At 52.6% G+C, this 25,195-nt stretch carries 23 protein-coding genes and 1 other RNA gene; 7 read left to right on the top strand and 17 right to left on the bottom strand.

Translation table 11 applies throughout. The features are described from left to right. Window positions 1-801: 801 nt before the first annotated feature. Entirely contained in the window at window positions 802-1,233 is a 432-nt protein-coding gene (locus SERAS12_RS05280; RefSeq protein ID WP_013811761.1) for a hypothetical protein, read from the bottom strand. A gap of 744 nt (window positions 1,234-1,977) precedes the next feature. Between SERAS12_RS05280 and SERAS12_RS05275 the strand changes: the two genes are divergently transcribed. Both SERAS12_RS05275 and SERAS12_RS05270 read left to right on the top strand, forming a co-directional pair. Further along, window positions 1,978-2,529 (top strand): tyrosine-type recombinase/integrase, encoded by a 552-nt coding sequence (locus tag SERAS12_RS05275; RefSeq protein WP_013811760.1) that lies wholly within the window; start codon window positions 1,978-1,980, stop codon window positions 2,527-2,529. A gap of 22 nt (window positions 2,530-2,551) precedes the next feature. Next, window positions 2,552-2,908 carry a hypothetical protein gene (locus tag SERAS12_RS05270; RefSeq protein WP_013811759.1) on the top strand — a complete coding sequence of 119 codons (357 nt, stop codon included), beginning with the start codon at window positions 2,552-2,554 and terminating at the stop codon, window positions 2,906-2,908. 205 nt (window positions 2,909-3,113) lie between these two features. On the opposite strand, the gene SERAS12_RS05265 is transcribed toward SERAS12_RS05270, so the two are convergent. The 4 genes from SERAS12_RS05265 to ffs all read right to left on the bottom strand — a co-directional run bounded on the left by SERAS12_RS05265 (window position 3,114) and on the right by ffs (window position 5,976). Next, complete coding sequence (locus tag SERAS12_RS05265; protein ID WP_013811758.1) at window positions 3,114-3,692, bottom strand: hypothetical protein; 579 nt, start codon at window positions 3,690-3,692, stop codon at window positions 3,114-3,116. A 59-nt stretch (window positions 3,693-3,751) separates the two neighbouring features. Then, window positions 3,752-4,561: a DUF4393 domain-containing protein gene (locus tag SERAS12_RS05260; RefSeq protein WP_013811757.1), complete on the bottom strand. Its 810-nt coding sequence runs from the start codon at window positions 4,559-4,561 to the stop codon at window positions 3,752-3,754. A 132-nt stretch (window positions 4,562-4,693) separates the two neighbouring features. After that, complete coding sequence (locus tag SERAS12_RS05255) at window positions 4,694-5,773, bottom strand: site-specific integrase (RefSeq protein WP_013811756.1); 1,080 nt, start codon at window positions 5,771-5,773, stop codon at window positions 4,694-4,696. A 106-nt stretch (window positions 5,774-5,879) separates the two neighbouring features. Next, window positions 5,880-5,976: signal recognition particle sRNA small type (gene ffs, locus SERAS12_RS25180), an RNA gene on the bottom strand. A gap of 158 nt (window positions 5,977-6,134) precedes the next feature. Here ffs and SERAS12_RS05250 point away from each other — a divergent pair. Beyond that, a complete protein-coding gene (locus tag SERAS12_RS05250) occupies window positions 6,135-6,449 on the top strand; it encodes an MGMT family protein (RefSeq protein WP_013811755.1) in 315 nt (104 codons plus the stop codon). Window positions 6,450-6,504: 55 nt separating this feature from the next. On the opposite strand, the gene SERAS12_RS05245 is transcribed toward SERAS12_RS05250, so the two are convergent. Continuing rightward, entirely contained in the window at window positions 6,505-6,996 is a 492-nt protein-coding gene (locus SERAS12_RS05245) for a YbaY family lipoprotein (protein WP_004949342.1), read from the bottom strand. A gap of 230 nt (window positions 6,997-7,226) precedes the next feature. Between SERAS12_RS05245 and tesB the strand changes: the two genes are divergently transcribed. Next, entirely contained in the window at window positions 7,227-8,090 is an 864-nt protein-coding gene (gene tesB, locus SERAS12_RS05240; protein ID WP_013811754.1) for an acyl-CoA thioesterase II, read from the top strand. 87 nt (window positions 8,091-8,177) lie between these two features. On the opposite strand, the gene amtB is transcribed toward tesB, so the two are convergent. From amtB to SERAS12_RS05215, 5 genes are all read right to left on the bottom strand, one after another. Beyond that, the gene (gene amtB, locus SERAS12_RS05235) at window positions 8,178-9,464 is read right to left on the bottom strand and encodes an ammonium transporter AmtB (RefSeq protein WP_013811753.1); all 1,287 of its coding nucleotides are present in this window, start codon (window positions 9,462-9,464) and stop codon (window positions 8,178-8,180) included. A gap of 36 nt (window positions 9,465-9,500) precedes the next feature. After that, window positions 9,501-9,839, bottom strand: a complete 339-nt coding sequence (gene glnK, locus SERAS12_RS05230; protein ID WP_004949337.1) for a P-II family nitrogen regulator — start codon at window positions 9,837-9,839, stop codon at window positions 9,501-9,503. A 299-nt stretch (window positions 9,840-10,138) separates the two neighbouring features. After that, on the bottom strand, window positions 10,139-11,917 hold the full coding sequence (locus tag SERAS12_RS05225) for a SmdB family multidrug efflux ABC transporter permease/ATP-binding protein (protein WP_013811752.1): 1,779 nt from the start codon (window positions 11,915-11,917) through the stop codon (window positions 10,139-10,141). Further along, window positions 11,910-13,685, bottom strand: a complete 1,776-nt coding sequence (locus SERAS12_RS05220) for a SmdA family multidrug ABC transporter permease/ATP-binding protein (protein ID WP_013811751.1) — start codon at window positions 13,683-13,685, stop codon at window positions 11,910-11,912. Before SERAS12_RS05220 ends, SERAS12_RS05225 begins: the two co-directional genes overlap by 8 nt. A gap of 94 nt (window positions 13,686-13,779) precedes the next feature. Next, on the bottom strand, window positions 13,780-14,241 hold the full coding sequence (locus SERAS12_RS05215; protein ID WP_013811750.1) for an Lrp/AsnC family transcriptional regulator: 462 nt from the start codon (window positions 14,239-14,241) through the stop codon (window positions 13,780-13,782). Window positions 14,242-14,364: 123 nt separating this feature from the next. Here SERAS12_RS05215 and SERAS12_RS05210 point away from each other — a divergent pair, with 123 nt between their 5' ends. Continuing rightward, window positions 14,365-15,405 carry a PLP-dependent cysteine synthase family protein gene (locus SERAS12_RS05210; RefSeq protein ID WP_013811749.1) on the top strand — a complete coding sequence of 347 codons (1,041 nt, stop codon included), beginning with the start codon at window positions 14,365-14,367 and terminating at the stop codon, window positions 15,403-15,405. 58 nt (window positions 15,406-15,463) lie between these two features. On the opposite strand, the gene cof is transcribed toward SERAS12_RS05210, so the two are convergent. Then, window positions 15,464-16,288 (bottom strand): HMP-PP phosphatase, encoded by an 825-nt coding sequence (gene cof / locus SERAS12_RS05205; protein WP_013811748.1) that lies wholly within the window; start codon window positions 16,286-16,288, stop codon window positions 15,464-15,466. A gap of 103 nt (window positions 16,289-16,391) precedes the next feature. Between cof and SERAS12_RS05200 the strand changes: the two genes are divergently transcribed. Together SERAS12_RS05200 and queC are read left to right on the top strand one after the other, a co-directional pair. Then, the gene (locus SERAS12_RS05200; RefSeq protein ID WP_013811747.1) at window positions 16,392-18,116 is read left to right on the top strand and encodes an SgrR family transcriptional regulator; all 1,725 of its coding nucleotides are present in this window, start codon (window positions 16,392-16,394) and stop codon (window positions 18,114-18,116) included. A 122-nt stretch (window positions 18,117-18,238) separates the two neighbouring features. After that, window positions 18,239-18,937 (top strand): 7-cyano-7-deazaguanine synthase QueC, encoded by a 699-nt coding sequence (gene queC, locus SERAS12_RS05195; RefSeq protein WP_013811746.1) that lies wholly within the window; start codon window positions 18,239-18,241, stop codon window positions 18,935-18,937. 150 nt (window positions 18,938-19,087) lie between these two features. Here the strand turns inward: queC and SERAS12_RS05190 are convergent, their stop codons facing one another. The 5 genes from SERAS12_RS05190 to lon all read right to left on the bottom strand — a co-directional run bounded on the left by SERAS12_RS05190 (window position 19,088) and on the right by lon (window position 25,096). Beyond that, complete coding sequence (locus tag SERAS12_RS05190) at window positions 19,088-19,501, bottom strand: thioesterase family protein (protein WP_013811745.1); 414 nt, start codon at window positions 19,499-19,501, stop codon at window positions 19,088-19,090. A gap of 157 nt (window positions 19,502-19,658) precedes the next feature. After that, entirely contained in the window at window positions 19,659-20,048 is a 390-nt protein-coding gene (locus SERAS12_RS05185) for a helix-hairpin-helix domain-containing protein (RefSeq protein WP_013811744.1), read from the bottom strand. A gap of 138 nt (window positions 20,049-20,186) precedes the next feature. Next, window positions 20,187-22,070 (bottom strand): peptidylprolyl isomerase, encoded by a 1,884-nt coding sequence (ppiD, locus tag SERAS12_RS05180; RefSeq protein WP_013811743.1) that lies wholly within the window; start codon window positions 22,068-22,070, stop codon window positions 20,187-20,189. A gap of 182 nt (window positions 22,071-22,252) precedes the next feature. Then, window positions 22,253-22,525 (bottom strand): nucleoid-associated protein HU-beta, encoded by a 273-nt coding sequence (gene hupB / locus SERAS12_RS05175; protein ID WP_006323936.1) that lies wholly within the window; start codon window positions 22,523-22,525, stop codon window positions 22,253-22,255. Window positions 22,526-22,741: 216 nt separating this feature from the next. Further along, window positions 22,742-25,096, bottom strand: a complete 2,355-nt coding sequence (gene lon, locus SERAS12_RS05170) for an endopeptidase La (protein ID WP_006323935.1) — start codon at window positions 25,094-25,096, stop codon at window positions 22,742-22,744. Window positions 25,097-25,195: the final 99 nt, after the last annotated feature.

Genomic DNA, 25,195 nt, shown 5'->3' with positions numbered 1-25,195 from the left:
CTAAAAAACGCTTACGGAGGCGTACAGAGACTGTCAGGCCGATATAGGGATATTGGCGGCTACCCTTCTAGGTTAATAATACCCTCGCCGCGCAAAAGCTGAAGGGCTGGCTGGCGCCGCCATGCCGGAGACACATCATCTATATTGTATAGAATACCGGTTTATCTAGTTTATGACCAAATGGTCAAGTACTGTTTATGACCATATGGTCCTACAAGACTAACTTAGATCTTATTTATACTAATTTATAATAATTTATTAACTACTTATAATTATCAAAATAAAAGATCTTGTTTTATGGTCGTACCGACCATAAGTTTTAGTGCACACTGTGCACTGATATTTATGCCTGTGGCACATGAGTACATCAAACACGAATCACTTACTTAGAAATGTAATGGATAAGTAAGGGTTAATGAGTGTTAAGGGTAAGCCGGTTGAGCTGTTAAGCGATAACCTGCTGAACCTGTTACATAGTCGTGGTGCGGAGCACAATAGATCATCATCGGCGTGGAGAATCCACCTTGTGAAACCGTTCTACGCCGATAAATATTCATGCATGGATCATAGACTATTAATTAACCAACTATAAAGTATATAATAATTATTAGATTAATAGTAATAGATTAATAATAGATTAGTGGTTACATGGGTAGTCACCCCCTGCACACCCATATAGTCACCCCCATGCATATATGGGTGGTCACCCATATACTCTGTCAGAATTATAATCAGGGTTCTGCGAGGTCTTTGGTTATGGTTCCCGCAGAACTTTTGAGAAAGATCGCAATTACAATAAGATCAGTTGTGCACGTCTTTAATGAATGTAGATAAGACGCTCATAAAGTGAAGAGTCCCATGCCCCATACCATTTTGGAAAACATATTCATACCCATCCCATGTACTACTCCCTTCACTTTTTAATGTATAGAAAGGTTCTCTGTCTTCTTTACCTGAATCAACAACGTAATAGTTTATGTAAGCATTTAAAACTCTATTAACAAATTCGATTTTTATCTTCATAACGTCTGCAAACAACACCGTGAACTCATTTTCTTTCTTATCAATAAGTCTTATTCCAATATTGGGATTACTCATAATACTCAGCCAGTTAGTAACTTCCTCAACATAAGCATCCCATTGTTCCTGATATACTTTAGATTTGCTCATTGATTTATTAAGAAAATGAATAAATGCGTCTTCATTCGTTACTTCCAACTTGTTAATGCTCATTTACAATGACTCCAATCAGAATTTAAACCAAGTGAAATACGCTCTAACATCGCTAAAAAGACGCTTTAATTACTACATATTAACTATCGGTTTGTCACTCTGAAATGGTGGTGTCCTCCATATCTACATCAATACAACACCTTATCTAGTAAGCATCCGTACAATATGATGTTGGAATACCAACCAAACAAAATTATCTCTTTTTGAATTATTCAATTTAATGTTAATTTTCACTTACAAAATGAATGATAATTGATCGCATTTGTAGTGATATTGATTCTCAATTCCAAAGATTGAATCGGCACGCCTATGCCCTCACCGCCCTATGCGACAATATGACAAATTGGAAGTTAGAGACTAGCAACACTGCAATATCAGTGAGTTACGTACATTCTGATTGTTGTGTCTAAGGCGCAGCCATTCTATTCACTGCTTATTCACGTTTTATGCAGAATTCTTTCGAAGGATATTTTGAAATCATGAAGGAATTTTTTTGGGTGTCGCGCTGGCGCACTAAGCACTGCGATATCTACAATAAAACCTTTAATATCAAATTGTTATGTGATTATTCACTTGGTAGTTTAAATAGCCTTTAAATACCCCTTAATTACCTTTAATTCCTTTCTAATAGTTACCCTGCTAACCTTGATCATTTTGTGCTGAATGCAACTAGTAACTCATTGAAAATGATCATTATTTTGATCAATAATAACTCTATAGAAATGTAAGTTAGGGGAGTGACAAATGAGAGTTGAGGCGTTACGCAGTAAAGAGGAGATCGGGGAGTTCAAAACGTTGTTGGTTGATATGAACAATGGCAATACTCTTTACCGTGACCTGTTCGTATTCTTATCTCATACTGGCTATCGCATATCCGATGCATTACCGGTTGAGTACTCACATATCAAAGGTGATGAGCTGGAAGTGAGAGAGCAAAAGACGGGCAAAATTCGCCGTGTTAAATTGCACCCTGCTGTTCTAGGCATGATTGCAGAACGTAAGGAGACACACCCCCACCACGTCTACCTGTTTGAGGTTGAGACTAACAGGGCAAAAGGTAAGGCAGTATCACGCCAATCTGTTAGCAAGGCGTTCAGAGAGGCCGGTGAGAGATTAGGGAAGAAGATCGGAACACATACCGGGAGGAAAACTCTGGGGTATGCTGTATACAAGAAGACTAAAGATATTGGATTAACCATGAAAATGTTGAACCACAGCAGCGCCGCCACAACACAAGCCTACATTGGGATAACAGATAGTGATGTATCCAAAGCCATGATGGAAGTTGATTTTTAAAAGTTAGTAATAGGAATAAACCATGAAAAATTTATTGATGATTGTAGCTCTGTTAGCTTCTTTTGGTGTTAAAGCTGATCAGGTGTTTGAGTGTGATATGTATGTCAGTAAGCTAATGGAAGGAACGCCAGATATTCTTCCCGGCACTACTGTTAAAAAGGGCAAGGTTCAAATGTATAACAAAGCTACTGAGTTTGCACTCCTTGGAAAAACTAAAGAAGATACAATCTCATCAGGTAAATTAGATAGTGAAGGTGCCTCAGTTAGGTTTGCAGGAAAGGATAAAGTTGTCTTTGCTCGTGCAGGGGGAGCGTATGCAATAATTATGGGCACCAATTTGCTTAACTTTCATAACTGTGTCTTAACTGCTGAGAATTAGCCTGATAGGGGTTGATATGAAAAATCTGTTTGTTGTTCTCGCAATCACGCTGATTCTATCTGATGTAGTAGAGACAGATAACGGAAAAACCATTTGTATCTATTCCAATTCACAGAGGGAGGAATCCGTAACTATAGATAGTGGAAAATGTAAACACACAATGACATTTGAGGAATACTAAAAAACAGAACTATAATTAAATTATTTAGACTCGCAGTTGCTTTTCAAGCTCATCTAATAGCTCCCATAGATCACCAGAATTTATGAAGGCTTCACCATACGCATTCAGAACCTTCAGTCCCTCAAGTTGCTTTGATATCACCAATCCGTTGAACTCGGCTAACTGCGATGGTTCTTTTTTGTTGAAAGTAAATGTATTACCATGAGCGACCCCGTTCCTTATATGTCGGAAAAACTGAAACTCTTTACTAATATTATACAAGCCTGCTTCAGCAAAAACCTGTCCTATAGCCACAATAATTCCATAATCAAATGCTTCTAAGGCGTCAAATCGTTTCAATAAGTTATCACTGTGTGTCTTTATCGACTCCTTTAGGTTAAAAGAATACCAATCCCCACTGAGAGTACGAGTTGCACTGTTGAATACACAGTTTCCGTATCTTTTTTTCAAAGTAAATCTGTCTTTTTCCTCTACATCTCGTCCAATGTACATTTTCAATAGAGGTACTAACCCTTGATCGGGCGGAAACATCATAGCCATTTTTACGCAGGCATAATTTCTTTTAAAAAACAAAATATAGTCTGCAATTTCTTCTCGTGTCATACCATCCCCTTGATTTAGTACTATAGTGTTCAAGTATCAGTATAGTATGCCCACCACCTCTATTTTCTTAAACAGGCTCGAATAAACTGATGGCCGAAATCAGTTACATAAATACCGCCTTTTTCGAAAGAGAAAAAGGCACCTGTGTATTCAATTTCATTTTTAATATTTAATACATCATTGCTATTTAGTAGTTCATCATAAAAACTTTGCTCAGCAAAATGCTTCCCCTCAGGTATATAGCAAATCCCCAATCGGCAAAGGTTGTCTAAATACTCAGGGATAGCATCTAATCGTTCGCATTCCGCCTTTACGCCAACATGGGAATAGTTTCGATAATAATCTATATATCTTGAGCCATTTTCATTTCCCTTTCGGATTGTAACTAACGGAAATTCATGTTGTTTATCAAAAATTGAAACTATTTTTGCCTCATCAGAAGTTAGCTGCTTAATAATCTCAACAAAAGCTGGATGAGCTATTTTTGCTGTATTTCTATCCATGGATGTAGCCAATAAACTTGCATATAGATCTGCTAATCTATCATCATATCCTGTGTATCTTAGAGCCTCTATCGCTGGTACTGCTATATTAGGCTGAGGCGAAACGATATCTTCAGGTGTAATATTCTTAAGCTTTTGCGCAACCTTAGTAGCTGTAAATTCGCGAATCTGATCATATCCCCAAACAAATGCACTGACCGGAGCCAAGACAACATTAACAAGCTTAGCTACTGTCCCAAGGGCTTTCCCGATCTCTTGGGCCGCTGGCTGAAGTGCATCTTGGTAAATTGGGACTTCTTTTGCCACTGCCGCCACAGCATTCGCAACATCAGCAACTTTACTATTTGTCGATTCTTCTTCAGACATGTTAATCACCAGTGTAACCAGAAAGTTTCATAATATTATACAACCACGGTTTACTATGGGTAATCTCAGAATTTCAAAAATTTGATCGATAGAAGCCATAAATCCCCGTTGCTGGTAATACGCACAGAGGGGTTACAACATCTCGACCAACCCTACCAACTGGCCTACATCGACATTCTTCCCATAACGGTTATAGGTTATCGTCCCGTTACTATGGCCCAATAGCTGGCTTGCAAACTGTTCAGCTACGCCATTCTCTTTTAAACGTGTTGCCGCATAGTGCCTGATACTGTGAAATTCCGGCAATCCGTGGGGCTTACGGAAACTCCCAAACCATTTGCTGAACTGATGTGCATAAATGCCCAAATGGGGTGACAGTTTAGGGAACAATCGAATCTCCTGTTTTTCAACATAGGCCAGCAACCCCGCCTCCAACAGCTTCGAACTGATAGGAACGAAACGCCTCGAACTGGATGTTTTCAGACTCTGCCCCTCGTTCAGATCATCGATGCGGAAACACCACGTACCGTTAACCTGCATTACGTCGTTTTTGTAGAGTTGGCAAGCCTCGTTTTGCCTCATACCAGAGTAGCGACAGATGAGAATGATCCACCGCCGCCACTCAACCACACCCTGAATTGCACTGTGTAACTGTTTCAGGTCATACGCCGTGTAGGCAGGTCGCCTATCCATTGGCGCGGTCGAATCTTTAACATTCATCCCCTCAAATGGATTTTTAATCTCATCATCCGTTCGCATGTTAAGCCACCGGAAGAACCCTGCGTTTTTCTTGATATATCGGTTTCTAGTTGATGCTGAACCTTCTAACGTATCCACATAATCAGCCGCACACCGTTTGCTGAATGGTTGTACTGTAGTCGCCAGATAGGCGTTAACGCAGCGCTCTATGGTGAGCAACTCACGCTCCCCCACCGCATCTTTCTTTGATGCTATGTAAGCTTGCAATTCGTTCTTGAGATTGATTTTGGGTTGTTGGAGTTGTTGTGTTGCAGCCGCAGCAGGTGACGTATGTGCCGGGATGCCCTCGGAGAGGGGGAAATGACGGGAAACAAGATAGCGCTGAACGCGTTCCAGAGCTTCGCGCTTTGAACGGGTGCGGAGTGATACGCGGGTTTCCCGACGTTTTCGAGCTGTCAGGTAAATTCGGCGGTAGTACCAAATGCCATGACGGGAGAGAACGAGGTGAGACATAGTTAGCATCCTAAGTGATACACAAAAAGTGTGACACCTACGAAATCAATGCACTAAATCTCAATTAATAACTGATAAATCAATCAGTTACTTAAATTGGTGGAGGCCCTGCCAGCTACATCCCGGCACACACGTCACCTGCTGCGGCTGCTTCCTTCCGGATCTGACCGAGTTCACAAGTTAGTGTTGCGGGAGAACCAACAGGGCCCCCATTGACGGCTTCTATGACTGCGAAGCGGTGGGCATTATCGGCGATGACCAGCCAAATAGCAAGCCAACCGGGGCCAACCGCTGTTTTCTTACCCACCCTGGCTGTGGCACACTTCTATCCTTGGCTTTTTGCCGCAGCAGGAAAACATAAATGGAACCAGAAGACGCCACATTCAGCCAGCGCGTGTTCCACGTGGTAGCCGCCATTCCCTATGGCAAGGTCACGACCTATGGTGAGGTAGCGCGGCTGGCAGGCTCACCGCGTGCCGCACGTCAGGTCGGCGGCGTATTGAGGCGTCTGCCGGAAGGCAGCAACCTGCCCTGGCACCGGGTGATTAACCGTCACGGCCAGATTTCGCAGCAGGGGGAGGACTTTCAACGTCAGCGTCAGGCGCTGCTGAGTGAGGGGATCATCTTCGGCGCACACAGCACGGTCGATCTGCTGATTTACGGCTGGCGCTGGTAGCAAAAAAACAGCCTTTGGCCGGAGCGCAAAGGCTGTTGATTTCAGGTTTGCCGGTTTACGGCATGGCTGTTGGCGTCGCCTGAACTGCAATGCCCTGCACCGGAACCAACTGCAGGTCGGCACGGGTGCCGTTGCGGTTCACTACTTCCTGGATAGTATCGGTGATAAAGGTCATCCGGCCGTTTACCGTAATGGCCGCGCTCAGGATAATGCGCGCATTAGGCTGAATATCTGCCGGGTTATAAGGCAGGACAAAATTAAACGGCGCCTGCTTGCCTTCAGTGCGCACCGCACGCTGGGCAATCACTTTCGACGGCGCATCCGCCAATGAGGCATCAGAGAGCGTAACCGTCAGTACCGCATCCGGTGGCAGCGCAATACGCTGGCGAATGTTAACCGAACCAGTTACCGCCGGGCCCTGAATCTGCGTTTGCGCAATCGCTGGGTTTCCCGCCGCCGGCACAGGCACATTTGCGCTCTTTTGAGCACAACCCGCCAGGGTGATCGTCAATGCTGCTGCTCCACCTACGATTTGCCAGAGTTTCATGGATCGGTCTCCTTTTTTATTATCAATACCTTGGTGGCTTTCACCACCCCACTCATTAAACTTAGCACAAAATACTGAAAAATCTACTTAGCACTGCCTATTAATCACTTAGCCGTCTAATAACACTCAGTATTCAGGCAATTTCCCCTGTGCCGTAACGCAACATATTGACGTCTTGCCGTGATATTCCGCACACTGCGCAAAATGATTATTAAAAGGGTAATAACTTTATGAGCCAGGCACTGCAAAACCTCCTCGATCTGCTGGATCTGGAGAAAATCGAAGAAGGGTTGTTCCGCGGACAAAGCGAAGATCTGGGACTGCGTCAGGTATTCGGCGGACAGGTGGTCGGCCAGGCGCTGTATGCCGCCAAACAAACCGTACCGCCAGAACGCAGCGTACACTCGTTCCACAGCTATTTCTTGCGCCCGGGCGACAGCAGCAAGCCGATTATTTATGACGTGGAAATCCTGCGCGACGGCAATAGCTTCAGCGCCCGTCGCGTCAGCGCCATTCAGCACGGTAAACCGATCTTCTATATGACGGCCTCTTTCCAAAGCCCGGAAGCAGGGTTTGAACACCAGAACACCATGCCGGACGTGCCGCCGCCAGAAGGACTGATGTCCGAATCAGACATTGCCCAGAAGTTGGCGCATATGCTGCCGGACAAGGTTCGCGAAAAGTTTATCGGCCAAAAGCCGATTGAAATGCGCCCGGTCAAATTCCACAACCCGCTGAAAGGCACGGTGGAAGAACCGCACCGTTACGTGTGGTTCCGCGCCAACGGCACCATGCCGGACGATCAGCGTATCCACCAATATCTGCTGGGCTATGCGTCAGATTTCAACTTCCTGCCGACGGCGCTACAGCCGCACGGCGTCGGCTTCCTTGAGCCGGGCATGCAGGTGGCGACTATCGATCATTCGATGTGGTTCCACCGGCCGTTCCGCATGGACGACTGGTTGCTGTACGTGGTGGAAAGCTCCTCCGCCTCTGGCGCACGCGGCTTTGTGCGCGGCCAGTTCTACACCCGTGAAGGCGTACTGGTCGCCACCACGGTACAAGAAGGCGTGATTCGCCAGCGCGAAGCCTAAAAAAGAAAAAAAGGGCGATGTCACCATCGCCCTTTTCGCATCATCATTATTTTTCGTGTTATTTAGCGCACTGCCCTTCTTCAAGGCTTATTGGTTATAGGCACTCTCGCCATGGCTGTTGACGTCCAGACCTTCGCGCTCCTGCTCTTCCGGTACGCGCAGACCGACGATGGCGCCCGCCACTTTAAAGGCGATGAAAGCAGCCACACCGGACCAGACCAGGGTGATTGCCACGCTCATCAGCTGGATCAGCACCTGATGGCTCATGGTAACGCCTTCTGCGTACCCGGTACCGCCCAGTGAGGCAGAAGTGAACACACCGGTCAGCAGACAGCCGACGATGCCGCACACGCCATGCACGCCGAACACGTCACAGGTATCATCCACATTCAGCCATTTCTTCAGCGTGACCACGCCCCACAAACCGGCAACGCCGCCCACCAGGCCGATAATCAGCCCCCCGCCGATACCCACGGTACCCGCAGCCGGCGTGATAGCGACCAGCCCGGCGATACAACCGGAGCACGCACCCAGCAGTGAAGGTTTGCCGCGCACAATCCACTCGGCAAAGGTCCAGGAGAGGATCGCGCCGGCGGTAGCAACCACGGTGTTCAGGAACGCCAGTGCCGCAATGCCGTTAGCCGCGCTGGCAGAACCGGCGTTGAAGCCAAACCAGCCGACATACAGGATTGAAGCGCCGGTAAACACCATCGGCAGGTTGTGCGGCTTGAAGGCCTCTTTGCCGAAGCCGGCACGTTTACCCAACAGGTAGGCGCCAATCAGCCCGGCGCTTGCCGCGTTGATGTGCACTACGGTGCCGCCGGCAAAGTCCAGCGCGCCGTCAGCGGCCAGGAAACCGCCGCCCCATACCATGTGTGCAATCGGCAGGTAGGAAATGGTGAACCAGATGGCCGCAAAAATCACTACCGCAGAGAAGCGGATACGCTCGGCAAAGCCGCCCACCACCAGCGCAACGGTAATACAGGCAAAGGAAGCCTGGAATGCCACGTGGATCATCTGGCTAAAGGTGCCAGTGACGCTATCGATGCCAATGCCTTTCAGCATCGCCGTCTGGAATCCGCCGAAGAACGCATTGCCCTCGCTGAAAGCCAGGCTGTAGCCATAAAGCACCCACAGCACGCACACCATTGCGAAGGTGACAGTGACCTGAGTCAACATGGAGAGCACGTTCTTGGAACGCAACAAACCACCGTAAAACAGAGCTACGCCCGGCAAGGTCATGAACAGCACCAAAGCGGTGCAAATCATCATGAACGCGTTGTCAGCCTTGTCTGCGACCGCCGGAGCGGCCAGGGCCAAAGAAGGAACCATGGTTACCGTACTCAGGCCCAACATGGATAAAAGTTTTTTCATTATCAATCCATCCCCATTACTTTACTGAGCCTGTGATTACAGTGCTGCTTCGTCTGTTTCGCCGGTGCGAATGCGAATGACACGTTGCAATTCGGCAACGAAAATTTTGCCGTCACCGATTTTACCGGTGTAGGCCGCTTTACTAATGACATCAACCACTTCGTCTAACTGATCGTCGGCGATAGCAATGTCGATTTTGACTTTAGGTAAGAAGTTGACGCTGTATTCCGCTCCGCGATAGAGCTCAGCATGTCCCTTCTGGCGACCAAACCCTTTCACTTCGGTTACGGTCAGCCCCTGAATACCTACAGAGGATAGGGCTTCACGCACGTCCTCCAGCTTGAATGGTTTAATCACCACGGTAACCAGCTTCATATTGCCCCTCCACGAATTAAGCCCAAATTCCCCCTTGGTACGAGTCTTATAAAGCAAAGGCTATGCCACAAATGGTTTTGTACGCGAATTCAGCAAATTAACCGACGGGGTGGCGATGCGACGAACCACGGCTACCCGGCAACCAGTTCCCGCGAAGGGAATTGATTAAATATTGCGCACCATTTTGGTGCGCGACGCGTCTAAAAAGTGCAGAGAAAGGGATTTGAAAAGAAGGGATGCCTGTTTGTGGTGCGTGGCGGGAAAAAGAAAGGGCCGGTTTTGATGACCGGCCCCTGGGATTATGCGATTTGCGTTTCTTCGCGGCTGGCGGCGGCCAGTTCCTCGCCCACCAGTTGCAGTTGATACATCTGGTAGTAACGCCCCTGTTGCGCCAGCAGTTGCTGATGATTACCCTGCTCGACTGCCTGACCGCGGTGCAACACAAGAATCGAGTCGGCATCGACAATGGTCGACAAACGGTGAGCGATCACCACCAACGTGGTGTGTTCACGGATCAAACGCAGCGCGCGCTGGATCGCCTGCTCGGTTCCAGAGTCAATATTGGCGGTCGCCTCGTCGAGGATCAGGATCTGCGGCGCCTGCACCAACACTCTGGCCATTGCCAACAGCTGTTTCTGGCCCACCGACAGGTTGTTGCCCTGCTCGCCCAGACGGGTATGGATGCCTTGCGGGAAGGTCCGTACCAGCTCAGCCAACTGCACCGTTTCCAGCGCCTGCCAGACCGCCTCTTCGCTGATGTTGCGCCCCAGAGTCACGTTGGCCAGCACCGATTCGGCTATCACCACCGGATCTTGCTGCACCATTGCCACGCCCTGGCGCAGCGTGCGGTGCGACAGGTTGGACAGCGGACGGCCGTCAAGGCGCACTTCACCTTCGTTGACCGGGTAATAGCCCATCAGCAAATTAGCCAAGGTGCTCTTGCCGCTGCCGGTATGGCCAACCAGCGCCACGAAACCGCGCGAAGGCACCGACAGCGAAATATGTTGCAGCACCTTTTTATCTTCACGGTAAGCGAAACTCAGGTTGTCGATGTCGATACGGCCGCTTTCCAGCGGGCGATCGTCCGTCCCGTAGCTTTGCTGGCTGCGGTCCATCAGCTCGAAAATGCGCTCGCCTGCCACCACCGCCTGTTGCAGGATCGACTGTTGCGACGTCAGTTCGATTAACGGCTCATTCAAACGCCCCAGGTAATTGATAAAGGCATACAGCACGCCGACGCCTATCGACCCTTCGCCGCTGAAACCAAACAGCATCAGCAGGCCGCACAACACCAGCGCCGAAAACAGGCTGAGCAGCGGCCGCAGCAGAAAACCGTCCAGGCGCAGCGTCTGCATACGCGCGGAATAGTGTGAACGACTGGCTGCGCTCATGCGTTCGCCAAAGCGGATCTGCTGACGGAACTGCTGGATCACGCCCATGCCACTGATCACTTCATTAAAACCGTCATTGATGTCCGCCAGGTAGCCGCGCATCCGGCGCACGACCGGCGTGCTGTAGTACTGGTAAATGCCCATCACCACAAATACCGCCGGGAAGATGCAAATCGCCACCAGCGCCATGCGCCAGTCGAGGCTAAACATCGCCACCAGCATGGCACCAATCAACGCGGCACTTTTCAGCACGGTGGAAACCACCATCACGTACAGATCTTTAATCACTTCGGTGTCATTGGTCACCCGTGAGATTAACTGCCCGACCGGTTGCGTGTCGAAGGCGCTGAGCGGCTGACGCAGTGCAGCGTCCATCACATCGGTACGCAGACGTTGAACCACCCCCACCGCAGCCTGATTGAACAGCAGCGCCTGAAAATAGTGCAGCGCCGCCGCCAACAGCTCCAATAGAATGTAGGCCGCCGCCAGCCCGCAGACGATCATTAACGGCAATTGGCCTTTGGCGACGTAATTATCGATAAAGTAACTGACCAGAATCGGCCCGGCGACTTCCGCCGCTGCCGCTACCCACAGCATCAACACCGCCAGCCCCAGCGGTTTGCGGTAGGGCGAGCCATAAGCCAGCAGCCGTTTCAGCGTCGGCCACAGCTTTTGCATTTTATTCATTGGCTAACATCTCCTCGCCGACTTGCGGAGCTTCATCCAGCGCCGCCTCCAGTTGCTGATAGCGATACATATCGCGATACCAGCCTGGCTGAGCCGCCAGCGACGCATGCTGGCCGCGCTGCGCCACGCCGCCGTGCTGTATCACCAGGATCTCGCTGGCTTCGGTCAACGCCGAAAGCCGGTGCGCGCTGATAATCACCGTACGGTTCTGCCCCCAACTGCGTAAATTGTGCAGGATCTGATGTTCAGTACGACCATCCACCGCCGAGAGCGCGTCGTCGAGGATCAGGATCTCCGCATCCAGCAACAGGGCACGTGCAATGGAAATACGCTGCTTCTGCCCACCGGAGAGCATTACGCCGCGCTCACCCACTTCGGTTTCATAGCCCTGCGGCAACCGCAAGATATCCTCATGCACGCTGGCCAGGCGGGCTGCGCGCTCAATCTGCTCCTGCGTCGCCCCCGGATTACCCAGTGCGATATTGTTGGCAACGCTGTCCGAAAACAGGAACGGCGTCTGGCTGACCACGGACAGCCTTGAGCGCCAATCGTCAAGCTTCACCTGGGTCAGCGGCATCCCCTGATAGCTAACCTGGCCATCATCAATGTCAAACTGACGCTGGATCAACGACAACAGCGTCGACTTCCCGGCGCCGGTTGGCCCGCACAGGCCGAGCATCTGCCCCGGCTCCAGCTTCAGCGCCACATCGTGCAGCGCCGCGTGCGAATTGCCCGGGTAATGGAACGCCCGGATGTCGACCTCCAGGCTGCCGCGCCCGGCCGGCAATATGTTCTCGCCGTCCGTCACCGCCGGCGCTTCCTCCAGCAGGCTGCGAATACGGCCATAGGCTGCGCTGCCGCGCTCCACGATGTTGAACATCCAGGCCAGCGCCAGCATCGGCCAAATCATCAGGCCAAGGTACATCACGAAGCTGGTCAGTTGGCCAAGCGTCAGCGAACCGTTGACCACCATCCAGCTGCCGCCGCCGATCGCCAACAGATTAGAGGCGCCGATGGCGATATAAATCGTCGGATCAAAACGGGCGTCTATTCGCGCCACATGCATGTTTTTGGCGCCGGTTTGGGCGGCGACTTCCGCAAACTGGTTGGACTGATGATCTTCCAGGCCGAATGCCTTGATCATGCGGATGCTGGTCATGCTTTCCTGAGCCTGATCGTTCAGGCTGGAAAACGCTGCCTGCGCCGATTTAAAGCGCTGATGCAACTGATCGCCGTAATACTTAATCACAATCGCCATGATCGGCATCGGGATCAGCGACAGCAGGGTCAGTTGCCAGCTGATTTGGGTACTCATCACCACCAGCACCGCCAACCCCATCACCAGTGAATCCACCAGCGTCAGCACCCCTTCACCGGCGGCGAAAACCACCCGATCCACATCATTGGTCGCACGCGCCATCAGATCACCGGTGCGGTGACGCAGATAAAAGGCCGGGTTCTGCCGGCTGAGCTGGCGATAAAAATTCTCGCGCAGTTCAACGGCGAGTTGGTAGGAGGCACCAAACAGCAGCACCCGCCACACGTAGCGCAGCAGGTAAACAATCACGGCAGTCCCGAGCATCAGCCCCAGCCAGGCCATCAACACGCCGGCGGACATCTGTTTCTCGGTGACGCCGTCGACAATGATGCCCACCAGCTTGGGCGGCAACAGTTGCAGTATGGCGATGACGATCAGCAGCACCACCGCCCCCAGGTAGCGGCGCCACTCGCGGCGGAAATACCAGCCGATTTGAGCAAATAATCTCACGCAGTTTTATTCCAGGATAATGTAGTCGATTTTACTCTCGCTCTGACTCAGCAGAGTAGAATACCACCGTTACTTTGCCAGTTTGGTGAACATTTCACTCGGGAACCGGCAGCGCGGTGGTGTATTTGATTTTTTCCATCGCGAAGCTGGAGGTGACGTCAATCAGCCCCGGCACGCCGTTCACCAGGCGCTTGTAAAAGTTGTCGTAACTCTTCATGTCCGCCACTTCCACCTGCATCAGGTAATCGTACTCGCCCGCCATGCGATAGAACGCCAGCACTTCCGGCATCTGCTTGGTCAGTTGCACGAACTTCTGATACCACTCGCTGCTGTGCTGCTGGGTTTTGATCAGCACAAACGCCGTCAACCCCAGGCCCAGCTTTTCGTTATCCAGCAGCGCGACGCGCCCCCGGATGTAGCCTTCATCTTCCAGCCGCTTTAGCCTTTTCCAACAGGGTGTCGACGTCAGATTGACCGCGTCGGCCAGCGCCTGCAGCGACTGCGTGCAGTCCTGTTGCAGCATGCACAGTAATTTACGGTCTGTTTTATCTAACATATCATCAACCAGGAGAAAAATTTTCTCCTATTAGGCGATTAAACAGGGAAAATGGCAATCCTTTTTTCCCTGCGACAGGCTATGCTACGCGGTAAACAAGCCCCCCTATTCTGAGGCCAGACGATGACAAATTCTTGGGTAAAATATGCGATCGGTGAAATAGAAGCGGATTTCCAACGCTCCGCCGACACGCACCTGATCCGCCTGAACCTGCCTGAATTTCCCGGTATCTGCCTGTACCTGAAAGATGAAAGCACTCACCCGACCGGCAGCCTGAAGCACCGGTTGGCCCGTTCCCTGTTCCTGTACGGTTTGTGCAACGGTTGGATCACCGAAAACACCACGATTATCGAAGCGTCTTCCGGCAGTACCGCGGTATCAGAGGCCTACTTCGCCCGGCTGATTGGTTTGCCGTTTATCGCCGTAATGCCGTCGTGTACCGCGCGCCGCAAAGTTGAGCAAATCGCCTTCTACGGCGGCCGCTGCCACTTTGTCGATCATGCAGCGCAAATTTACGCCGTCTCCGAACAGTTGGCGAAAGAGCTGAGCGGCCACTATATGGATCAGTTTACCTACGCCGAGCGTGCGACAGACTGGCGCGGTAACAACAACATCGCCGACAGCATCTTCCGCCAGATGGCGCGCGAGCCGTTCCCGGTTCCCAAACATATTGTGATGAGCGCCGGTACCGGCGGCACCTCTGCAACTCTGGGGCGCTATATTCGCTATCAAGGGCACGACACGCGCCTGACGGTAGTCGATCCGGAAAACTCGGTGTTCTACGATTGTTTCCACCAGCGCGACCGCACCATTATCGGCAGCTGCGGCAGCCGGATCGAAGGCATTGGCCGCCCACGCGCCGAGCCTTCATTTATTCCGTCGGTGGTCGACGCTATGCTGCGCGTACCGGATGCGGCCAGCGTCGCCACTATCCACTGGCTGGAAAAGGTTCTGGGGCGCAAAGTGGGTGCCTCCACCGGCACCAACGTGTGGGGCGCGCTGCAATTGGCGAAACAAATGCGTGAAAAGGGTGAGCAGGGGTCGATCGTTACCCTGTTGTGCGACAGCGGCGAACGCTATCTGGACACTTATTACAACCCAGAATGGGTGAGCAGCACTATCGGTGACCTGACGCCCTGGCTGGCGCAACTGGAAGATTTGTAGGCTTCGAGAACAAAAAAAGCCGGGTAAGTCATACCCGGCCGGCTGTAAAAGTAAAACCTCATAATTCGGGGGAATAGGTGAGGTAAGGTGAACGCAGCCAATGTTGCAAATAGTGAGCCACCGCCTGCTGTTCACAGTGGCCGATAACCGGTAGCCGGGGCAGCAGCGACTTCAACTGCGGCAAGGCATTGCCCATTACTACGCCGTGCCCCACCGTCGCCAGCATCTCCTTGTCGTTCATCGCATCGCCAAACGCCATGCAGTCCGCCATCGTTATCCCCAGGTGGCGGCTCAACATATCCAACGCCGTGCCCTTGTTGCAGCCGAGCGGCAGTACTTCCAGGCACTCGTAGGCGGAAAAACAGAGATCGGCCCTATCGCCCAGATGCGCCTGCAATTGCAGCTGCAACGCCAGTAACGCCTCGTGCGGCGCGATAAAACACACTTTACTGTTGCCGAACGCCGGCAACCGGCGCAGTTCCGCCAGTTGGAAACGAAAACCGCTCAGGTGGTGTGCCCTTAGCATCTCGTCCGGTACCGCAAATTCCGTTATCCAGCCTTCATCACGAAAAACGTGCATGCTGGCCTCGGTGCGCCAGTGGGTATGCAGCACCTCTTCGGCAATATCGGCAGGCAAATCGGTGGCATGCAGCTGCTGCCCCTGATTGTCATAAACCCGGGTGCCGTTGCCGGTAATCAGATAGCCCTGCAGGCCGAGTTGCGCCATGATCGGCTGAGCATCAAGGTAGTGGCGCCCGGTGGCGAAGGTCACGATCATGTCCCGTTCAACCAGTTGCTTCAGCACCGCCAGGGTTTCCGATCCGACCCGGTGATCCGGCGTCAGCAAAGTGCCATCCATATCAAAAGCCGCCAGACGATACATAAAGACCTCGTGAATGTGAACGCGATTACAATCACTGCAGTATGGGATGGCATTTGCGGAAGTAATAGTGAACAATTCTGCAAAACTGTTCCGGATTTCTATCATGCGCCTGACTCACCGTCTCAGCCAATATCAACGCCTGTACCAGCAGATCGGCGGCGCGCCGGTGGCGATCACCATCGGCGAGCTGGCGGCGCTGTTCTATTGCAGCGAACGCCATGCCCGCACGCTGGTGCAGCAGTTGCAGGATCAAGGCTGGCTGAGCTGGCATTCACAGGCCGGGCGCGGCAAACGTGCCCGCCTTCACTGCCTGAAAACCCCGGATGAACTGCGGGCCGCTCATCTGCAAAGGTTGTTGCATAATGGCGATCATCAGGGCGCGCTGGAAATGGCGCAGTTGGATCCGCAGCATCTGCAAGAGTTGCTCAGCCCGCACCTCGGCGGCCAATGGCAGGCGGGCAGCCCGACGCTGCGTATCCCCTACTACCGCACGTTGGAAACCCTGGATCCGCTGACCCTCACCGGCCGTGCCGAGCAGCATCTGGTCGCCACCCTGCACGCCGGATTGACGCGCTTTATGACCGGCAACCCCGAGCCGCAACCGGATCTGGCTCATCACTGGCAAATCAGCGAGGATGGCCTGCGCTGGCAGTTTTTCCTGCGCAGCCAGTTGCGTTGGCATAACGGCGAACCTCTGACCGGGCAACAGCTGCTGCAAACGCTGAAGAAATTGTTCCAGCACCCGCGCAGCCAGCCAAGCCTGGCCAGCGTTGCCGCCATCAGCCTGCCTCATGCGCTGTGCATCCAGTTTGATCTGCAGCGCCCAGACTACTGGCTGGCACACCGGCTGGCAGAGTTGCCCTGTCTTTTGACTCACCCAGATTCACCGGGCATTGGCGCCGGCCCCTTTAAGCTGATGTTAAATGAGCCGCATCTGGTTCGCCTGGAGCAGCATTCGTTTTATCATTTGCAGCATCCTTATCTGGAGAGCATTGAGTATTGGATCACCCCGGAACTGCATGTCGGCAGCGCCTACACCAGTTGCCAGCACCCGGTGCGTATTACCATCGGCCCTCAGGAAGAGCTGGCGCTGGCCCGGCCGGTGCAACGCAGCATGAGCCTGGGCTGGTGCTATCTGGCGATTAACCTGAAGCATGGCGTGCTAAGTGAAGCGCAGGGGCAGAAACTGCTGATGCTAATCCAGCAATCCGGCCTGCTGGCCAATCTGCCGGTACCCAACAGCGTCATCACTCCCAGCCGCGAGATGCTGCCTGGCTGGGCGATCCCGCAGCATCAAGCCAGCAAAGATATTGCCCTGCCCGCCAGGCTGACGCTGTTGTACCGGCCGCCGGTTGAGCTGGAGACGGTCACGGTGGCGCTGCAACAGTTATTGGCACGCCATGGCTGTGAGCTGGAGGTGCGTTACTATGCGGGCAAACGCTGGCAAAGCGCGGAGCAAATCGAGCAGGCCGATCTCCTGCTGGCGGATAACCTGATCGGCGAGTCGCCAGAGGCCACGCTGGAAAGCTGGTTGCGGCAAGATACGCTGTGGCGTGGCATTTTGCCTGACTCACGCTGGCAACATCAGCAACAAACGTTGCAACGGATCCAGCAACTTCCCGCGCAGCAACCGCGTTTTGAGCAATTGAAAACTTACTATCAGCAGTTGATGGCAGCGGCGATCATCACCCCGCTGTTTCACTACCAATATCAAATCAGCGCACCACCGCGCATTCATGGCGTTACCCTGACCGCCTATGGCTGGTTTGATTTCTGCCAGGCCTGGCTGCCACCCCCGGTGGAGAATCAACCAGAGCCTCCTCAGTGATAAATAGAAGCGGCGGCTACGACATGCAGCCATTTCTGCTACCCTAGTTGCCGCACGCATTTTTTATTCGGCCGCCCGGGCATGTATCGGGTCTGGCTTCAGCCATAAAATAAGGTGATTTTATGAAACGCGCGGTTGTCGTTTTCAGCGGTGGACAAGATTCCACGACCTGCTTGATTCAGGCATTGCAGCAGTACGATGAAGTGCATTGCATCACGTTCGATTACGGCCAGCGTCACCGCGCCGAAATCGAAGTCGCTCAGGCGCTGTCGGTGGCGCTTAGCGCCAAAGCGCATAAGGTACTGGACGTGGGCTTGCTCAACGAGCTGGCTATCAGCAGCCTGACCCGTGACAACATTCCGGTGCCTGTTTATGACAGCGAGCAGAAAGACGGGCTGCCAAGCACTTTCGTGCCGGGCCGTAATATCCTGTTCCTGACGCTGGCCGCTATCTATGCCTACCAGGTGGAAGCCGAAGCCGTGATCACCGGCGTTTGTGAAACCGACTTTTCCGGTTACCCGGATTGCCGCGACGAGTTTGTCAAAGCGCTGAATCACGCAGTGGTGCTCGGTATCGCCCGCGATATTCGCTTCGAAACGCCGTTGATGTGGCTGAATAAGGCAGAGACCTGGGCGCTGGCGGATTACTATCAGCAGTTGGATCGGGTACGTCAGGATACCCTGACCTGCTACAACGGTATTCAGGGCGATGGCTGCGGCGAATGCGCTGCCTGCCACCTGCGCGCCAACGGCCTGAAGCAATATCAAATCAACAAAGCCGAAGTGATGGCTAGCCTGAAACAGAAAACCGGCCTGGCCTGAGTGTACATACCCTAAATAATTCGAGTGGCATCGAGGCGGCAAGCAAACGCATCCCGATGAGCTTACTCAAGTAAGTGATTCGAATAGCCAACAAGGATGCCGCTTGAAATATGACGGATATAACGGCGGCAAAGATTGCCGCGCGTTGCTTTACTGATTCTCCGGCTGCGTGAGCACCTGCAGGTGTTCGCGCAGTTGCCCCTCAATCGGCAACGCCCGTTGGGTTTTCAGATCGATACAGACGAAGGTCAGTAGCGCATCCGCAACCAGCGTGCCCGTTGCATCCTGCGTCACCTTCTGGCTTAGCACACCGCTTTTGCCGTTAAGCTGCACCATCTGGCTGTCGATGCGCAGTTTGTCCCCCAACACCGCCGGAGTGCGGTAATTGATATTGATGTTCACCACGATAAAGGCGATGTTGTTTTCCGTCATCCAACGGAAGCCTTCATGATTCTCCAGCCAATCCCAGCGCGCCTCCTCCAGAAACTCCAGATAGCGGGCATTATTAACGTGTTGATAAACATCAAGATGATAACCACGGACTTTAATAAAGGTATGATGCATAGGGAACCGCTGCTCCTGCCTGGTGATTACAGAATAAAGCGGGGACGGCGTACTGCCCCCACACCCGTTTGGTCAACATGCCAAACTGGTAAGACCTGTAAAATGTAGCAGAGGAAAAAGGCTGCAATGGCACTTTGCCACGCAGCCGTGAACAGCATCACATTTTGAGTCGTGCACGATTCCTTTCAAACAGTGCGGACCCAATGCCCGGTACTTCCTGAAGTTGTTCTATCTGTGTAAACGGACCGTTCTGCTCGCGGTAGCGCACGATGTTTTCCGCTTTCTTAAGCCCTACGCCCTTCAACACGCTGGCCAGTTGCTCGGCATCGGCCTGATTGATGCTGACTGAGGCTTCATCATCGACGGCGACCACAGCCTCACTTCCCTGCCCCGCCTTAACCGCCGGCGCAGATAATACCGGCGGAGCAGCCCCCGCTTTTTCCACTGCGGCCATCGACGGCCCCGTCAGGCAAATCAGGGCCGCCGTCAGCAGCACTTTGAGGCTGAAACCATAACCATTAACTGCTTTTATTTCTGTAAGTTGCATGCTGTATCCTCCTTGTGTTTAACAGCATGGCTACCTTGCCGCAGCGGGTGACGATCGGCAATTGGCGGATTTCAGATATGGAAAAGGCCGCGAAAGCGGCCTTTGGTTATTACATTGCGTTGCACAAAAATGCGGGGCTTACTGAGGCTGTTGCTGCTCAGCGGCACCCATTTTGATCTTGGCTTCTTTACGCAGGCTGGCCAGCAGAGAGTCGAAGGACACACCGGTCGCCCCTTCTTCCATCTTGCCAACGAAAGTTTTCATTTCTTCTGCCGGTAAGGTGCCCGGATTCACCGCATCAAGCGCAATCAGCACCACGTTGTCCTGGCGATCTTGCGACATGCCGTAAACCAGTTTGCCTTCCTGCGGATGCGGCAGCGCAAACACGCTCTGCACCAGTTGGCTGTCTTCCGGCGCACGCGCCATCTTCTGCACACTGCCAAAGCTCAGGCCGGCCGCTTTCATCGCTTCGTCGCCCTTGCCCTGTTTCAGCTCAACCAGCAGCTTCTCGCCCTGCAGTTTGGCTTCTTGCTCAGCCTTGTTGCGCTTAACCAGCTCAGCCACACGATCTTTAACCTGGTCGAACGGCTCAATGCCTTCCGGCTTGTGACCAGACACGCGGATCACGAAGGCGCGGTCGCCATCAACGGTGATCACGTCGGAGTTGCTGCCCGGAGAGCCGCCCTCGCCAATCAGCGAACCGTCGAAAATCGACTGGATGACCGGTTTAAAGTTCAGCGCTGCCGGAACGTTGTCGCGGGTGAACCATTCGGTTTGTGCCGCTTTCACGCCAGCGGCCCCTTCAGCTGACGCCAGAGACTCGTTATCGCTGGTAGCGGCTTCGCTCACCTTCTGCTGCAGCGCGTAATAAGCGTCTACCGCTTTCTCTTGCTTGACCTGTTTAGCGATGTCGTCACGCACTTCGCTCAACGGCTTCACTTTCTCCGGAGCGATGTCGTTCAAACGCACCACCAGATAACCTACGGAGGATTTCACTACGCCGGAAAGCTGGCCTTTTTCGGTCAGGTTAGCCTGCTTTAGCTCATCTGCGGTCGTTTCCGGCTCCAGCCAGCCCAGCTCACCGCCGGTGCGGCGTGAGATGATGTCAGTGGATTTTTCTTTCGCCAGAGTGGCGAAATCGCCGCCTTTTTTCAGCTCATCCAACACCTCATTGGCTTCCGCCTCGGTTTTCAGCTGGATCACACTGTAATTTTTGCGCTCAGGCTGGCCGTAGCTGCTTTTGTGCTGGTCGTAGTAGGCGCTGATATCCGCATCTGCCACCGTCACCTTGTCTTGCATCGAGGCGGCGTCCATCGGGATGTAGCTCACTTTGACCTGTTCCGGCGCAATGAAGCTGTTCTTGTTTTGGCTGTAGTAGTCTTTCAGCTCATCGTCGGTCACGGTCTGTTTAGCCTGCAACGCTTTCAGGTCCAGGGTCGCCAGACGCACGTTGCGCTCCTGCAGCACCAGAGCCGCCATGCCTTGGGACTCGGATGGCAACACGAAGCCTGATTGACCGAAAGCCTGGATCACCTGCTGATTAACCAGTTGCTGGCGCATCGACTGCGCGAAGTTATCGGCGGTGTACCCCATGCGACTAATCAGATCGAGATACTTGGCATTATCGAACTGGCCGTTGGTCTGGAAGTAAGGCGCCTTACGGATGGCGTCTTTTACCTGATCGTCGCTGACGCTCAGGCCTAATTTTTTGGCGTATTGATCCAGCAGCATGTTGTCGATCAACTGTGACAGTGCCTGATGGCGCATCTGCTGCATATAGCCTTCGTTGCCCGCCAGTGCGGAGAACTGGTCACCCAGCTGTTGCTGCATCCGGCTGCGTTCGCTTTGGAAAGCCTGTTCCAGCTGAGCACGCTCGATCACCTGGCCATTGACCTTCGCTGCATAATCACCGGCACTCCCCTGATAGCTGACCACCCCTGTCAAAAGGAATGACAAAATGATCAGGCCCAGGATGATTTTGAGCACGACGTGATTAGCTGCCGCGCGTAAATTGTCCATCATAGTGTGACAACACTCCGCTGTGATGTGGATTAAAAACACCCTTGCGCAGGCGCGTTCCCTGCGACAAAAATAAAAAAAGCGCATCAATCTGATGCGCCTTATATCTTACCTTACCAGCACCGTTGCGTCAGGTGATTGTTTATTACAAAACCCTGTAACGCTAACCGGTTAGACGCAAACGATCAGTTTACTGCGTCTTTCAGCGCTTTCCCTGCACGGAAGGCCGGAACTTTGGCTGCCGCGATATTGATCTCTTTACCTGTTTGCGGATTGCGGCCAGTACGGGCCGAACGCTCACGCACCGTAAAAGAACCGAAACCAACCAGGGCCACGTCATCCCCTTCCTTCAAGGATTCGGTAACAGAAGCAATTACTGCATCTAAAGCACGTCCAGCTGCCGCTTTGGAAATATCAGCACCTGCGGCAATTTTGTCGATCAGTTGTGACTTATTCACTCTATCATCCCCTCTAGAATTCAATCGTCGCACCGAAAAATCCCTACGGTGGCGACAGCGCAGCTGTTATATCAATCCCATCGAACCTTGGCAAGCCACCGAAAGCGTGGCAAAACGCGGGCCGACAGCTGTCTAACTTAGCGGTACAAAAAAAGACTGGCAAGTCCGAAATGACTTGCCAGCATAAGTTTTATCAATGGTTTTTGCTATTCGTCACTATTTTGCCGCTACCGGCAGTGCGCCGAACGCCGGGTTTTGCAACGCAAGGTTCAAAACTTCATCAATTCGCTGCACCGGATGAATATCCAGATCGGCGATGACATTATCTGGGATCTCTTCCAGATCGCGCTTGTTCTCATACGGGATCAGCACGGTTTTGATACCGCCGCGGTGCGCCGCCAGCAGTTTTTCTTTCAGACCGCCAATCGGCAATACCAGGCCACGCAGCGTGATCTCGCCGGTCATCGCCACGTCGGCGCGAACCGGGTTGCCCGTCAGGCAGGAAACCAACGCAGTGCACATGGCAATACCGGCGCTTGGGCCATCTTTCGGCGTCGCACCTTCCGGCACATGCACGTGGATGTCACGCTTCTCGTAAAAATCAGCGTTGATGCCCAGCTTGTCCGCGCGCGCGCGGACCACGGTCAGCGCCGCCTGAATCGATTCCTGCATAACTTCACCCAAAGAACCGGTGTAAGTCAGCTTGCCTTTGCCCGGCACGCAAGCGGTTTCAATGGTCAGCAGATCGCCGCCCACTTCTGTCCATGCCAGACCGGTGACCTGGCCCACGCGGTTTTCGGTGTCCGCACGGCCGTAGTCAACGCGCTGCACGCCCAGGTAATCTTTCAGGTTGTCGCCGTTGATCTCGATATGCTTGATCTTTTTGTCCATCAGCAGCGTTTTCACCGCTTTACGGCACAGTTTGGAGATTTCACGCTCCAGGCTACGCACCCCGGCTTCGCGGGTGTAATAGCGGATAATGCCGGTGATGGCGCTGTCGTCGACCGTCAGCTCACCTTTTTTCAGGGCGTTACGCTCAAGTTGCTTCGGCAACAGGTGCTGCTTGGCGATGTTGAGCTTCTCGTCCTCGGTGTATCCAGACAGGCGGATAACTTCCATACGGTCCAGCAGCGGCGCAGGAATGTTCATCGAGTTCGAGGTGGCAACGAACATCACGTCGGACAGATCGTAATCCACTTCCAGATAATGATCGTTAAACGCCACGTTCTGTTCCGGATCCAGCACCTCAAGCAATGCAGACGCGGGATCGCCACGCATGTCGGAAGACATCTTGTCGATCTCGTCCAGCAGGAACAGTGGGTTTTTCACCCCAACCTTGGCCATTTTCTGGATCAGCTTGCCCGGCATCGAACCGATATAGGTACGGCGGTGACCGCGGATTTCCGCTTCGTCACGCACGCCCCCCAGCGCCATACGCACGTACTGGCGGCCGGTCGCTTTGGCGATCGACTGGCCAAGCGAGGTTTTACCCACGCCCGGAGGCCCTACCAGGCACAGGATAGGCCCTTTGATTTTGCTGACGCGGCTCTGTACTGCGAGATACTCAAGAATGCGGTCTTTGACGCGTTCCAGGCCGTAGTGATCGATATCGAGCACTTCCTGCGCCTTGATCAGGTCCTTTTTCACCTTGCTGCGCGCATTCCAGGGTACCTGCAGCATCCAATCGATGTAACCGCGCACCACCGTCGCTTCCGCAGACATCGGTGACATCATTTTCAGCTTTTGCAGTTCCGCTTCGGTTTTTTCACGTGCGTCTTTCGGCATTTTCGCCGCTTCGATCTTGCGCTTCAGCGCTTCGTGCTCGTCCGGCGCGTCGTCCATCTCGCCCAGTTCTTTCTGAATCGCTTTCATTTGCTCATTCAGATAGTACTCGCGCTGGCTTTTTTCCATCTGTTTCTTGACGCGGTTACGGATACGTTTCTCAACCTGCAGCAGGTCGATTTCCGATTCCATCATCGCCATCAGATATTCCAAACGCTCGGTGATGTCGAACATCTCGAGTACCGACTGCTTGTCGCTGAGTTTCAGCGGCATGTGCGCGGCGATGGTATCCGCCAGGCGTGCAGCGTCGTCGATGCTGTTCAATGACGTCAGCACCTCCGGTGGAATTTTCTTGTTCAGTTTGATGTAGCCTTCAAACTGATTGATTGCCGTGCGCACCAGGACTTCTTGTTCACGCTCGTCGATCGCCGGTGATTCAAGATATTCTGCCTGGGCGGCAAAATGCTCTCCGCTATCGGAAAGCGTAGTAATACGTGCCCGCTGCAAGCCTTCCACCAGCACTTTTACCGTGCCGTCTGGCAGTTTCAGCATCTGCAAGATAGAAGCGACTGTGCCGACAGAGAACAAATCGTTAATGCCAGGTTCATCCGTTGAGGCCTCTTTCTGTGCCACCAGCATGATCTTTTTATCATGATCCATTGCTGCTTCGAGGCACCGAATTGATTTTTCCCGGCCAACAAATAACGGGATCACCATGTGCGGATAAACCACCACGTCGCGCAAAGGCAAGACGGGGATTTCAATGCGTTCGGAACGCTCAGGGTTCATAGAGCTCTCTCTTAGTTTAGTTTCCGCCAGGTTGAGGGGAATCTCATGAGACGCAAGCATCAAACGTTTCATAAAATCTGGTTAATGAGTATATGGGGA

This window comes from Serratia sp. AS12 (assembly GCF_000214195.1).
GTDB lineage: Bacteria > Pseudomonadota > Gammaproteobacteria > Enterobacterales > Enterobacteriaceae > Serratia > Serratia plymuthica.
The sequence above is the reverse complement of the archived record's forward strand: the minus strand, read 5'-3'. Positions and strand labels throughout refer to the sequence as shown.